We start from the raw sequence: 13,554 nt of genomic DNA, 5'->3' as shown, positions 1-13,554 counted from the left end.
CCGATCTGTGAAGGCGCGCGCCGACCGCGACGACGACATGGAGATGACCGGCAAGCGCCACGACTTCGTCATCGGCTACGACGCGGGCTACGACGATGCGGGCCGCATCCAGGGCGTCGATTTCACGCTGGCGTCGCGCTGCGGACGCTCGGCCGATCTCTCGCTGGCAATCAACGATCGCGCGGTGATGCATTGCGACAACGCCTATTACCTGCCGAACGTGTCGGTCACGTCCTATCGCTGCAAGACACATACGGTCTCGAACACAGCGTTCCGCGGCTTCGGCGGGCCGCAAGGCATGATGGGCATCGAATACGTGCTCGACGAGATCGCAAGGGCACTCGGTAAAGACCCGCTCGACGTGCGCCGCGCGAACCTCTATGGCGGCAAGGGGCGCAACGTCACGCCCTATCACATGACGGTGGAAGACAACGCGGCACCGGCGCTGATGGCCGCGCTCGAGGAGAGCGCCGACTACCGCCGCCGCCGCGCCGAGATCGCGCACTTCAACGCGATAAGCCCGATCCTGAAGCGCGGCCTGGCGCTCACGCCGGTGAAGTTCGGCATCTCGTTCACCACCACGCACCTCAACCAGGCCGGCGCGCTCGTCCACCTCTACACCGACGGCAGCATCCACCTGAACCACGGCGGCACCGAGATGGGGCAGGGGCTCTACACCAAGGTGGCGCAGGTGGTGGCCGAGGAATTCGGTATTCCAGCCTCCGCGGTGAGGATTACCGCGACGACCACCGGCAAGGTGCCCAACACATCGGCTACCGCGGCCTCTTCGGGAGCCGACCTCAACGGCATGGCAGCAAAGCAGGCAGCCTCCATCATCCGCAAGCGCCTCGTCGATTTCGCGGCGAAGCAATGGAAGGTGGCCAAGACCCGCATCCGCTTCGAAGATGGCCAGGTTGTCATCGGCAACCGCTCCATCACCTTCGGTGACCTGGCACGCCAGGCCCACCTGGCGCGGATTTCGCTGTCGTCCACCGGCTACTACGCCACCCCGAAGATCGCCTGGGACCGTGCCAAGGCCACGGGACGGCCCTTCTTCTACTTCGCCTATGGCGCGGCATGCTCGGAAGTCACAATCGATACATTGACCGGCGAGATGCGCGTCGACCGCGTTGACATCCTCCATGACGTCGGCCGCTCTCTCAATTCCGCGCTCGACATCGGGCAGGTCGAGGGCGGCTTCGTTCAGGGCATGGGCTGGTTGACGACGGAAGAACTCGTCTATGATTCGGCAGGCCGCCTCCGCACGCATGCGCCCTCGACCTACAAGATCCCCTGTGCCTCCGATGTTCCTGCCGATTTTCGCGTCAGGCTGTTTGAATCGCGTGGCAACAAGGAGGACACGATCTATCGTTCCAAGGCCGTGGGCGAGCCGCCGCTGATGCTCGGCATCTCGGTCTGGACTGCCATTTTCGACGCCATCGCAAGCCTGAAATCCGGGCAGATTCCGGCGCTTGACGCGCCTGCCACGCCTGAGGCCATATTGAAGGCCGTGAAGGGAATGGGCGCATGAAGGTATGGCCACTGATAGAGCGGGCTCTGGTCGCGCATGGCACATGCGCGATGGTCTCGGTCGTCAAGGCCGAGGGCTCGGTGCCGCGTGAACAAGGCGCCCGCATGGTGGTGACGCCCGAAGGTTTCCACGGCACCATCGGCGGCGGCACGCTGGAATGGAGGGCGCTCGCTGCCGCGCAAAGCCTGCTGGAAAAGCCCAGGGCCACGAAAATCATCAAGCAGTCGCTCGGGCCCGATCTGGGCCAGTGCTGCGGCGGCCGCGTCGTGCTCGCGGTCGAGAGTTTCGAGCGCACCGATCTCATCCGCGTTCAAGAACTGGCAGCGCGTGAAGAGCAAGGCCCATTCATGCTGAGAGGCCGCATCGCCGGACTGGACGTGACGGAGAGCTTTGGCGAGCAGCGCCGCAACGTGCTGGTCTTCGGCGCGGGCCATGTCGGCCGCGCCCTCGTGCTGGCGCTGGCTTCGTTGCCCTTCGACGTGACCTGGGCGGACCCCCGTCCTGAATCGTTCCCCTCTGCCGCCCCGTCGAATGTCACGATCCGCCATGGCGATCCGCTGGACGCCGTGGCTGCCGCGCCGCCCGGCTCCCTCGCCTTCGTGATGAGCCACAGCCATGCTCTGGACCTGCAGATCGTCGACGCAGCACTCCGCAATCCCAACTTCGCGCATGTGGCCGTCATCGGCAGCGCCACCAAGCGCGCCCGCTTCGAGAAGCGCCTTCGGGACGCCGGTGTTGAAGCGGAACGGGTCGCGGGCCTCATATGCCCCATCGGCATTGGCGGCATCAGGTCGAAACTCGCCGCTGCGATTGCCGTTGCAACGGCGGCGCAGATCATCACGCTGGACGAGGCGCTGCGCAGTTCTTTTCCACAGCCGCTCGCACACCAGAGAACGGCGGGCTGACGCAACATGGAGTATTTGCTCGAGGCCCTGCACATCACAAAGATCTTCGGCACGCTGAAGGCCAATGATGACGTGACGCTGAAGGTGAAACCCGGCGAGATCCATGCCTTCCTCGGTGAGAATGGCGCGGGCAAGTCGACGCTCGTCAAGATGATTTATGGCGCCTTGCAACCCACCTCCGGCGAGTTCCGCTGGATGGGCAAGCCGGTGACGATCGCCAGCCCCGCTGCTGCGCGAAAGCTGGGCATCGGCATGGTGTTCCAGCATTTCTCGCTGTTCGAAGCCCTGACCGTCGCCGAAAACATCGCGCTCGCCATGCCCGGCGCCTTCGACATGAAGAAGCTGTCGGAAAAGATCTCCCGCGTGTCGAAGGACTATGGCCTGCCTCTCGAACCCACGGCCATCGTGGCGGATCTCTCGGTCGGCGAGCGCCAGCGGATCGAGATCGTGCGCTGCCTGCTGCAGGAACCAAAGCTTCTCATCATGGACGAGCCGACCGCGGTGCTGACGCCGCAGGAAGCTGAGCAACTGTTCCGCACGCTGGCCCGCCTTGCTGGCGAGGGCTGCGCGGTCATCTACATCAGCCATCGGCTCGAAGAGGTCAAGCACCTCTGCCACACCGCCACGATCCTGCGGCATGGAAAGGTCGTCGCCAACGTCGATCCGACGAAGGAGACAGCTTCCAGTCTCGCAAAGCTCATGGTCGGCGGCGACATTCACATGGTGCGGGCCGCGCGGATGGATACCAAGGGCCATGTACGGCTCAAGCTCGATCACTTGGGCCTCCACCCCGATGGTCCCTTCTCGGTGGAACTGAAGGACATTTCTCTCGACGTGAGAGCAGGCGAGGTCGTCGCCATCGCGGGCGTCGCGGGCAATGGCCAGTCGGAACTTTTCGATGCGGTGTCGGGGGAGCGGTCTCTCGCGCGCGATGCCATGCTGGTGATCGACAACAAGCCCATGGGCCATCATGGCGTCAACGCGCGGCGCAACATGGGCGCGGCCTTTGTGCCCGAGGAACGGCTGGGCCATGGCGCCGTACCGGGTTTCAAGCTGTCGGAGAATGTCATTCTCACGCGCCACTCGTCGGATGGCACGATGGTGAAGTCCGGTATGGTCAGCAAGGACGGCGCTTCGGGCGTCAGCGAGCGCGTCATCAAGGACTTCGACGTGCGCAAGGGCAAGCCCGACCCGGAAGCCCGCGCGCTCTCAGGCGGCAACCTGCAGAAATTCGTTGTCGGCCGCGAACTCGACCGCAAACCGGGTGTGCTCGTCGTCAACCAGCCCACGTGGGGCGTCGACGCCGGAGCCTCCGCCACCATCCGGCAGGCCATCATCGATCTTGCACGGCAGGGCTCTGCCGTGCTCGTCATCAGCCAGGATCTCGACGAGATATTCGAAATCGCCGATCGCATTGCCGTCATCTCGCGCGGCCAGTTGTCGGAGGCCTATCCCGCCGCTGAACTCTCCGCCGAGAAGATCGGCCTGCTGATGGCAGGCGCCCATGAAGTGAAGGAGACGGCCCATGCGGCTCGTTCTTGAGAAGCGCGCCGAACGCTCCGTCCGGATGGCGCTCCTGTCTCCGTTGATTGCCATCGCGCTCACGGTCATCGCGGGCGCCATCATCTTCTCGCTCAGGGGCCTCAACCCATTCGAGGCGCTCTTTGTCTACTTCATCGAGCCCCTGACGCAGGACTGGGCGCGCGAGCAATTGATCGTAAAGGCAGCGCCGCTGGTGCTGATCGGAGCAGGGCTCGCGGTCTGTTACACAGCAAACGTCTGGAACATCGGGGCCGAAGGCCAGTTCATCTTAGGCGCACTCCTCGCGGGAATGATCCCGGTTTACTTTCCGACATGGCAGACACCCGACGTGATGCTGGTGATGCTGGCGCTGGGCATTCTGGGTGGCATGGCCTGGGGCGCGATACCGGCATTTCTCAAGAACCGTTTCAGCGCCAATGAAATCCTGACCTCGCTGATGCTCGTCTATGTCGCGCAGTACCTGTTCGATTGGCTGGTACGAGGGCCCTGGCGCGATCCGCAAGGGTTCAATTTCCCGAAGTCGGTCAATTTCGATGGTTGGCAATTGCTTCCCAAATGGGGAGAAATCCACTTGGGCGCGCTCTTCGCCCTTATCGCTGCGGTTGTGCTTGCCGTGGTGATGTGGAGGATGCTGAAAGGGTTCGAGCTTCGTGTGCTTGGCAGCGCACCGCGTGCTGGCCGCTTCGCGGGCTTCTCCTCCGAACGCGCCGTGATGTTCTGCTTCCTGCTGTCGGGCGGGCTCGCGGGGTTGGCGGGAGCAAGCGATGTGATGGGCGTTTCGGGCCAGCTTCAGACACCCTATTCGCCGAACTATGGTTTCGTCGCCATCATCGTCGCCTTCCTTGGGCGTCTAAATCCCATCGGCGCCATTGTCGCGGGACTCCTGCTTGCCCTCAGCTTCATCGGCGGCGAAAGTGCACAGGTGACGCTTGGCATCTCCGACAAGATTGCCAAGGTGTTCCAGGGCATCCTGCTGTTCTTCATCCTCGCCTGCGACACGTTGATCCTCTATCGCGTCCGCTTCGAATCCACGCGCCCGGCGCTCACCCAGGCGGCGGAGTAGCAACATGGATTTCAACGTCCTCACCATCATCATGACAGCCGCCACGCCGCTGCTTCTGGCGGCCCTGGGCGAACTTGTCGTCGAGCGGTCCGGCGTTCTCAATCTCGGTGTCGAGGGCATGATGGTCATGGGCGCCGTCTGCGGTTTCGGCGCGGCGCTGATGACAGGCTCGCCCTGGCTGGGGCTCATCGCCGCCATTCTCGCCGGCATGGTCATGTCGCTGCTGTTCGGCTTCCTCACCCTCACGCTGGTGTCGAACCAGGTGGCGACCGGCCTCGCTCTCACGCTGCTGGGGCTTGGGCTCTCCGGCCAAATCGGCGAGGCCTTCGTCGGGCAGCCCGGCGTGAAGGTTCCGGCCATCGGCGGCATCGACCCGCTGATCCCCTTCGCCGTGCTGCTTACCGCGGGCGTCGCCTACTTCCTGTTCAAGACCAAGGGCGGTCTTATCGTGCGTGCGGTTGGCAACAGCCACGCATCAGCCCATGCACTTGGTTACAATGTCATTCGCGTGCGCTACCTCTGTGTACTCTTTGGCGGTGCCTGTGCGGGCCTGGGCGGAGGTTATCTATCGCTTGTCTATACACCGCAATGGATCGAGAACATGACGTCGGGCCGCGGCTGGATCGCGCTGGCGCTGGTGGTCTTCGCCTCTTGGCTGCCGTGGCGGACACTCGTCGGTGCTTATCTTTTCGGCACCATTTCGATCCTCGCCTTCATCGTCCAAACAAAAGGCTGGGGAATCCCGTCGCAGTTCTTGTCATCGCTGCCCTATATCGTCACCATCGCGGTTCTGGTGATCTTCTCGGGTAACCGCGCGATGATGAGAAAGAACACTCCGGCATCGCTGGGGCAGCCTTTCGTGCCTGATCGTTGAGAATTCTGAATTTGAGAGGGAGTACGTCACTATGAAGAAACTGTTGTTGTCGGTCGCTGCCGCGGCATTGGCGTTGGGTGTCAGCACCGCAACGGCATCCGCCGCAACCAAGGCCTGCTGGGTCTATGTCGGCCCGATCGAGGATTTCGGCTGGACCTATCAGCACCATCAGGGCCTGGAGGCCGTGAAGGCCACCTATGGCGACAAGGTCGAGACGGCCTACGTCGCAAGCGTGCCCGAGGCTGACTCGGAGCGCGCCATCGAACGCCTTGCGCGCGATGGCTGCAACATCATCTTCACGACCTCCTTCGGCTTCATGGAGCCGACGCTGAAGGTCGCCAAGAAATTTCCCGATGTGAAGTTCGAGCACGCCACCGGCTACAAGACGGCCGACAACGTGACGACCTACAATGCGAAGTTCCATGAGGGCCGCTATGTCATCGGCCAGATCGCGGCCAAGATGTCGAAGACCGGCACGGCCGGCTACATCGCCTCCTTCCCCATCCCCGAAGTCGTTGCAGGCATCAATGCCTTCATGCTCGGCGCACAGTCGGTGAATCCCGACTTCAAGGTGAAGATCGTCTGGGCCAACACCTGGTTCGATCCCGGCAAGGAAGCCGATGCCGCCAAGGTTCTGCTGAGCCAGGGCGCAGACGTTCTCTCGCAGCATACCGACTCCGCGGCCCCGCTGCAGGAAGCCGAGAAGTCGGGCGCTGTCGGCTTCGGCCAGGCCTCCGACATGATCAAGTTCGCGCCGAAGGCGCAGCTCACCGCCATCGTCGACAACTGGGCGCCTTACTACGTCCGCCGCGTCGGCCAGGTGCTCGACGGCACATGGAAGTCTGAATCCTCGTGGGATGGCATGGCCGAAGGGACCGTCAACCTGGCACCCTTCACCAACCTTCCGGAAGACGTGGCCAAGATGGCGAATGAAACCGCAGAGGCGATCAAGACCGGCAAGCTTCATCCCTTCACCGGGCCGATCACCAAGCAGGATGGCACCGTTGTCGGCGAGGCCGGCAAGGGCCTGCCCGACGGCGACATCCTGGGGATGAACTGGTACGTCAAGGGCATCGACGACCAGCTGCCGCAGTAAGCGCATATTTACACCAACCAGCGCCTGCCGCGGGAGCGATCCCCGGCAGGCGTGTTCTTGAGGAGCCGACATGTTGGAGCCCTTCATCGCCGACTGGCTGAACCTCCTCATCCGCTGGGGCCACATGATCGCAGGCATCGCCTGGATCGGGACGTCGTTCTATTTCGTGGCGCTCGACTTCTCGCTGCGGAGCGGGAAGGCGCTTCCCGAGGGCGTGCGAGGCGAGGCGTGGGAAGTTCACGGCGGCGGCTTCTATCATGTCCAGAAATATCTCTCGGCCCCAGGCCAGATGCCGGACCATCTCACGTGGTTCAAGTGGGAGGCCTATCTCACCTGGGTCACCGGCTTCCTGCTACTTGTCGTTCAATATTACATTCAAGCGGGCGCCTATCTGATCGACCCTGCCGTGCTGGCGCTCTCGCCTTCAGCCGCCATTGCGATTTCCATTGTCTCGATCATACTAGGCTGGGCTCTCTATGATGGGCTCTGCCGCTCGCCCATCGGAAAGAACACCTCGGCACTCGCGGCCTGCGTCTTCGTTCTCATCCTCGCCTTCGCCTATGTCTTCGCACATGTGTTTTCAGGGCGTGGCGCCTTCATTCATGTGGGCGTCGTCGCCGGCACCATGATGGCGGCAAATGTCTTCATGGTCATCATCCCGAACCAGCGGAAGATCACGGCGGCCCTCATCAGGGGCGAGACGCCGGACCCGCGGCTGGGCGCCATTGGCAAGCAGCGCTCGCTGCACAACACCTATCTCACGCTGCCCGTGCTGCTGATGATGATCAGCAACCACTTCTCCATGTTGACCGACGCGCCCAATTCATGGTTGCTCATAGGCCTCATCTTTGTGGGTGGCGCAGCGCTCCGGCATTTTCTCGTGCGCCACGAGGTCGGCGACCCGCTGGCCAAGATCGCCTGGGCGCTGCCCATCATTTTCGTGGCGCTGGGACTGGCATGGTGGCTCTCAGGCTCGCCGCTGCTTTCACTCGACTGGGCCAACCTGCTCGTCCGCTGGGGCCACATGATCGCAGGCATCGCCTGGATCGGAACGTCCTTCTATTTCGTGGCGCTCGATTTCTCGCTCCGGAAACACGCAAACCTGCCGCCCGGCGTCGCTGGCGAGGCATGGGAGGTTCACGGCGGCGGCTTCTATCACGTCCGCAAGTATCTGACCGCACCGGAGACGCTTCCCAAAGATCTCATCTGGTTCAAGTGGGAGGCCTATCTCACCTGGCTCACCGGCTTCCTGCTCATGATCGTAATGTATTATGTTCAGGCCGAGACCTATCTCATCGACCCCAATGTCGAGCCGCTCACACAGTGGCAGGCCATCGGCCTGTCGGTCGGAAGCCTGCTGGTCGGCTGGATCGTCTATACCGCACTGTGCAGGTCTCCCATTGGCCGAAACACCGGCGTGCTGGGGCTCTGCCTGCTGGCCATGATCCTCGCCTTTGCATATTTCTATACGCACATGTTCTCAGGCAGGGGCGCCTTCATCCACATCGGAGCGCTGATCGGAACCTTGATGGCGGCCAACGTCTTCATGGTCATCATTCCCAATCAGCGGAAGATCACGGCGGCATTGCTGAAGGGCGAAAAGCCCGATCCGAAATATGGCGCCATCGGCAAGCAACGCTCGCTGCACAACACCTATCTGACGCTGCCGGTGCTGGCGATGATGATCTCCAACCATTTCCCGATGGTGACGGATCATCCCCACGCCTGGGTACTGGCGGGGCTTATCGTCGTGGGCGGCGCTCTCACGCGGCACTTTCTCGTGCGCACCGAAGTCGGAGACAGCCAGTCCGACATCGCATGGACGATCCCTTTGATCGGCACGGCGCTCGCCTTCGCACTGATCATCACGCAACCTGAGGCACTGCCGCTCTATCAGGGCGAGGTAACGGATGCGGAGGCGCTCACCATCACGCAGACCCGTTGCGCCTCTTGCCATGCCGCAACGCCCACCGACTCCACCACCAAGGCGGCACCCAAGGGCATTGAACTGGAAACGGTCGAGAACTTGAAACGCTATGCCGCCCAGATCGAGACGCAAGCGGTCAAGAACAAGGCCATGCCGCTCGGCAACAAGACGAAGATGACAGACGAGGAACGCGCCAAGCTCGGCGCCTGGATTGCCCGCCAATGAAGACGCTCGCCGATGTGAATGCCATGAGCCCCTCGGCTTTCATCGAGGCCTTCGGCGATGTGGCGGAGCACTCGCCCTGGGTGGCGCGCGAGGCCTGTGGCTTCCGGCCTTTTGCCAGCCGTGATGCCATGATCGGGGCCTTCGAACTTGCCGTGAAGAGTGCCAACCGCGATGCGCAATTGGCTCTCATCCGCGCCCATCCCGATCTCGCCACAAATGCGAAACTCACGGATGATTCGACAAGGGAGCAGGCGGGGGCAGGGCTCGATTCATTGACGGCGGAAGAGTTCGCGCGCTTCACAAGTTTGAACGATGCCTACAAGTCGCGCTGCGGATTTCCGTTCATCTTCGCCGTCAAGGGCGCCACCAAGCATATGATTGTCGAGAACTTCGAGGCGCGAGTGAAAAATGTTCTCGCAGATGAGTTCAAGATGGCGATCTCGCAGGTCTGCCGAATCTTCCGATTCCGCATCGAGGACAGGGTGGAACCATGACGCTCGTCATCAAGGGGCAGACGCTGACCTTCGTTGCCGAGGGAACGGCATTGTACGAGAGCCGTGGCGCGATTGCCGTGGGGAACCGGGGAAGGATCGAGTGGTGCGGGCCGCAATCCCTATTGCCCGAACATTTCCGCGTCAGCGAAGTCCATGACTACGGCGACATGATCGTGATGCCGGGCTTCATCGATGCCCATATCCACTTCCCTCAATACCGGATGCTCGCCGCGCCCGGAAAGGACCTGCTCGACTGGCTTATGCGCTTCACTTTTCCGGAGGAGAGCCGATACGGCGACAAGACCTATGCGGAGGCGGCAGCGGGAATTTTCCTCGACCGCCTGTTCCAGCACGGCACCACGTCTGCGATGGCCTTCTGCTCCGTTCACAAGGCCTGCGCGGAAGCGCTTTTCGAGGCGGCCGAGACCCGCAACATGGCACTCATCACCGGCAAGACGATGATGGACCGCAACGCGATTCCTGACGTTCAGGACGATCCCGAAACGGGCGCGCGCGAGACGGAGGACCTTCACACCGCTTGGCATGGCAGGGGCAGGTTGCGGCACGCGGTGACGCCGCGTTTTGCCATCACGTCGTCGGAAGCGCAGTTGAAGCTGTCGGGCGAACTGCTGGCGCAATTGCCGGGTGCCCTCATGCAGACGCATCTGTCGGAGAGCCCCGGCGAAATCGCCTTCGTGAAGCAGCTCTTCCCCAACGCGAAGGACTATACCGACGTCTATGAGTCATTCGGTCTGCTGGGGACAAGGAGCTTCTTTGCACACGGCGTCCATCTCTCGGACCGCGAATGCACACGGCTTTCCGAGTCTGGTTCGACGGTCGTTCACTGTCCCACCTCCAACACTTTCCTTGGATCGGGCCTCATGCCCATGACGCACCTGCGCAAAGCGAGCCGCCCCGTGCATCTGGGCCTTGCGACCGATATCGGCGCCGGAACGAGCTTCTCGATGCTTGCGACACTGGGCGAAACCTACAAGGTGCAGATGCTCTCAGGCTACAAGCCAACGGCCATCGAACTCTTCTGCATGGCCACGCGCGGCAATGCGGAGCGCTTGCGCATCGGCCATGAGACAGGTTCGATCGAAACCGGCAAATATGCCGACCTCATCGTGCTCGATCCGAAGGCGACGCCGGTGCTCGCAAGCCGGCAGGAGTTGTCACAGTCGCTTGAAGACGTTCTTTTCTCGCTGATGATCCTGGGCGACGACCGCGCGATTCACGGCACGTATGTGGCGGGCCGAAAGGTTCATGGACGCATCACGGTTCAAGGCTGAAAATGCTTTCCTCGCCCAGCCATACTTCTTCGAGATTGTTGCCCGGCCCCTTGCGGTCGACAATCAGGAAACGGCTGTCTGGATCGAGAACCAGAAGCGGATGGTGCCACACATTGCGTGCATAGTTGACGCCCTGCATTCCTGAGGCCGTGAAGGCGCGGTAACTCGCCAAATCATTCACATCGCCGCAGACCAGCACCAGCCATGGCCGGTCCTGCAGCGGAAAGAAGATCTGGCTTCCCAGCGGATGCCGTTCCATCAGCTGGATCGCAATTTTCGTAGGTCGCGGCTGGCCAAGAAAGAGACTGACGTTGGTGGTGCCGCCGTCTTGATCCACATCGATGTTTGCCAGATCGTTGAAGCGTTCGGCATAGCCCTGGTTGATGGTGAAGTGGGCAGCACCCTCCATCCCGATCACGTCACCGAATGGCTGAAACGCCGCACGCGTGAGTGGCTCCGGCCTGATCGTCCTCATGGTCAGGCAATCATGCAGGACATGGTGCCGAGCTCGCCGTAGTCGATGGTCACCTGGTCACCGGGCGCAATCGCCATGGGGATGATGCATGTTCCCGTGGTCACGAACTGCCCCGCATTCACGCCACCGCAGTAGGTTGAGGCCTCGTTGACAAACCATGTGAGCGCCTTGCGCGGATCGCCCAGAACAGCCTTGCCGGTTCCTTCCGCAACCACAGCCCCGTTCTTAAGGCCTTTCACGGCATGGGCCGAGAAGTCGATGTGCCGCCACGGTTTCTCGACTGCGGGCCCGAGCACCAGCCACGAGGCGCAGGCCGTATCCGCGATCAGTTGCGCCGCGCCAACTTTCGTGAAGTCGGAATAGCGGCTGTCCGGCACCTCGATCGAGAGATGCAGCGAACTCACCGCCGCCATGGCCTCGTCGTAGCTGTAAGGCTCATGGCGGTGTGGCAAATCCGTCCCGAACCTGAAGGCAAACTCGGCTTCCGCCACCTTCATGATGTTGTCGCCGAGCGTGACCGAGGCGTTCGGCGGAAGCAGCCGGTGACTGAGGATTCGCCCGATGATGGGGCCCTCCACGTTGATGTGCCTTTGTCCGGCCTCGCTGGTGGCGGCGATCTTCCAGCCCGCGACCGTGCTTCCCGAATGGCGGGCGACGGCTGCTGCGGCCTCGTAGCCTTCATTGCGGGACGAGGGCCGCGCAGCTTCAGGAAGTGCTGCAATACGTGTCACCGCGTTCCAGTTCTTCAGAAGGAGTTCAGCGGCCTGGTCGGCGTTCATGGGCAGGGTCTCTCAGTTTTCGAGGCGTTTCACGATGTCGAGATAGCGCGGGTGATCACGCAGGATATCGAGATCGCTGTCATGCAGCATGAACTCTCTCAGCGACGTGATCGCATTGGGCTTCATGATGCGTTCGAGCCGGTCCAGCGCCAGGTCCTTCTGGCCCAGGATGGCAAAGGCGCAGGCCAGATTGTAATGCATGTAGAAATCGTCCGGCTCGATGATGGTGGCGCGCTCGGCCCAATCCCTCGTCCTGTCTGTTTCGCCCAGCAGCGCCAGCAGGCCCGCCCCGAAAGCCAGCGCGTCGGCATCGTCCGGGCGCTCGGCGATTGCGGCCTCGGCGCGCGTGAGAGACCTTCGTGCCGACGCGATCATCTCCTCCTTGCGGCCAAGCGACTGGTAGCACATCGATTGCAGTCCGAGGGCACGGAAGTCGTCGTTCTTGAAGTCCGCTGCCTTGCCGAACAGCTCGGCCGCTTTTTCATACTGTCCGCGATTGAAGCAGTTGCGGCCATAGAAGAGGTAGGCCTCGAAGAGTTCGGGCTTCAGCTGGATCGCCCTCTCGAAACTCGCTTCGGCCTCTCCGTAGCGGCCTGCGGTATAGAGTGCCAGGCCCTTGGAGGCGTGGGCTTCGGCCAGCGTTGCGTCCAGATCGAGCGCGCGCTCGCTTTGCTCCAGGATCTCCTGCACGGTGATCGTGGTGTCGCCCGCATCGAGCAGATGCGAATTGCAATCGGCGATGCCGGCATGCGCTGCTGCATAGTCGGGATCGATGTCGAGCGCGCGTGAGAACATCTGCTTGGCGAGCCTCAGGTAGCGCTTCGTTTGGCCGCGATGGAAGAAGCCCCGGCCCATCAGGTAGTAGCGATAGGCCTCGGTATTGGCTGTCGGACGCTGGGTGATGACCTCCAGTTCCTGCGGCAGCATGCGCAGCCGGAGAGCGCTCACGATGGCGCGGGAAATGTCGTCCTGCAGCTCGAAGATGTCCTCGAACTTGCGGTCATAGCGTTCCGCCCACACGTGTCCGTTGGTGCGTCCGTCGATCAGCTGCGCGGTGATCCGCACGCGGTCGTTGATCTTCCGCACGCTGCCTTCGAGGATGTACTGGACGCCCAGCCGGTTCGCCACCTGGTCGATATCGACGTTCTGCCCCTTGAAGGTGAAGGCCGTGTTGCGGGACACGACGAAGAGCGCCGAGATCTTGGAGAGATCGGTGATGATGTCCTCGGTGATGCCGTCGCTGAAATACTCCTGTTCCGGATCGCCGCTCATGTTGACGAAGGGCAGTACCGCGATCGAGGCCTCGTGCGTGCCGGCGCCGCGCTTGCGGGCCGCGGCCGAGCCTGTGCCC

The 13,554-nt window shown here is 62.3% G+C and carries 12 protein-coding genes; 9 read left to right on the top strand and 3 right to left on the bottom strand.

The genetic code is table 11. The features are described 5' to 3' along the window. The 9 genes from xdhB to guaD form a co-directional block, all read left to right on the top strand. The coding region (gene xdhB / locus ACEW8Q_RS07095; protein ID WP_373503353.1) for a xanthine dehydrogenase molybdopterin binding subunit at positions 1 to 1,531 on the top strand (1,531 nt) is incomplete at its 5' end. Further along, positions 1,528 to 2,436, top strand: coding sequence for a xanthine dehydrogenase accessory protein XdhC (xdhC, locus tag ACEW8Q_RS07090; protein WP_373503352.1), 909 nt, complete (start codon positions 1,528 to 1,530; stop codon positions 2,434 to 2,436). The genes xdhB and xdhC, both read left to right, overlap by 4 nt. Before the next feature lie 6 nt (positions 2,437 to 2,442). Beyond that, positions 2,443 to 3,978, top strand: a complete 1,536-nt coding sequence (locus ACEW8Q_RS07085; protein WP_373503351.1) for an ABC transporter ATP-binding protein — start codon at positions 2,443 to 2,445, stop codon at positions 3,976 to 3,978. Further along, positions 3,962 to 5,041 (top strand): ABC transporter permease, encoded by a 1,080-nt coding sequence (locus tag ACEW8Q_RS07080; protein WP_373503350.1) that lies wholly within the window; start codon positions 3,962 to 3,964, stop codon positions 5,039 to 5,041. Before ACEW8Q_RS07085 ends, ACEW8Q_RS07080 begins: the two co-directional genes overlap by 17 nt. A 4-nt stretch (positions 5,042 to 5,045) precedes the next feature. Beyond that, complete coding sequence (locus tag ACEW8Q_RS07075; protein ID WP_373503349.1) at positions 5,046 to 5,915, top strand: ABC transporter permease; 870 nt, start codon at positions 5,046 to 5,048, stop codon at positions 5,913 to 5,915. A 31-nt stretch (positions 5,916 to 5,946) separates the two neighbouring features. Next, positions 5,947 to 7,011, top strand: coding sequence for a BMP family ABC transporter substrate-binding protein (locus ACEW8Q_RS07070; RefSeq protein WP_373503348.1), 1,065 nt, complete (start codon positions 5,947 to 5,949; stop codon positions 7,009 to 7,011). A 70-nt stretch (positions 7,012 to 7,081) separates the two neighbouring features. Further along, positions 7,082 to 9,163 (top strand): urate hydroxylase PuuD, encoded by a 2,082-nt coding sequence (locus tag ACEW8Q_RS07065; RefSeq protein ID WP_373503347.1) that lies wholly within the window; start codon positions 7,082 to 7,084, stop codon positions 9,161 to 9,163. Then, entirely contained in the window at positions 9,160 to 9,657 is a 498-nt protein-coding gene (uraD, locus tag ACEW8Q_RS07060) for a 2-oxo-4-hydroxy-4-carboxy-5-ureidoimidazoline decarboxylase (RefSeq protein WP_373503346.1), read from the top strand. The genes ACEW8Q_RS07065 and uraD overlap by 4 nt, the downstream gene beginning before the upstream one ends. After that, the gene (guaD, locus tag ACEW8Q_RS07055; RefSeq protein WP_373503345.1) at positions 9,654 to 10,949 is read left to right on the top strand and encodes a guanine deaminase; all 1,296 of its coding nucleotides are present in this window, start codon (positions 9,654 to 9,656) and stop codon (positions 10,947 to 10,949) included. The genes uraD and guaD overlap by 4 nt, the downstream gene beginning before the upstream one ends. Here guaD and ACEW8Q_RS07050 read toward each other — a convergent pair. The 3 genes from ACEW8Q_RS07050 to ACEW8Q_RS07040 form a co-directional block, all read right to left on the bottom strand. Continuing rightward, positions 10,933 to 11,424, bottom strand: coding sequence for an ureidoglycolate lyase (locus ACEW8Q_RS07050; protein WP_373503344.1), 492 nt, complete (start codon positions 11,422 to 11,424; stop codon positions 10,933 to 10,935). The two genes, guaD and ACEW8Q_RS07050, sit on opposite strands and share 17 nt — an antisense overlap. 2 nt (positions 11,425 to 11,426) lie before the next feature. Beyond that, a complete protein-coding gene (locus ACEW8Q_RS07045) occupies positions 11,427 to 12,203 on the bottom strand; it encodes a 2-keto-4-pentenoate hydratase (protein ID WP_373503343.1) in 777 nt (258 codons plus the stop codon). A gap of 12 nt (positions 12,204 to 12,215) precedes the next feature. After that, positions 12,216 to 13,554: tetratricopeptide repeat protein (locus tag ACEW8Q_RS07040; protein ID WP_373503342.1), on the bottom strand; the 1,339-nt coding region annotated here is incomplete at its 5' end.

Source organism: Aestuariivirga sp. (assembly GCF_041738905.1).
In the GTDB taxonomy this organism is placed as follows: Bacteria; Pseudomonadota; Alphaproteobacteria; order Rhizobiales; family Aestuariivirgaceae; genus Aestuariivirga.
The sequence above is the reverse complement of the archived record's forward strand: the minus strand, read 5'-3'. Positions and strand labels throughout refer to the sequence as shown.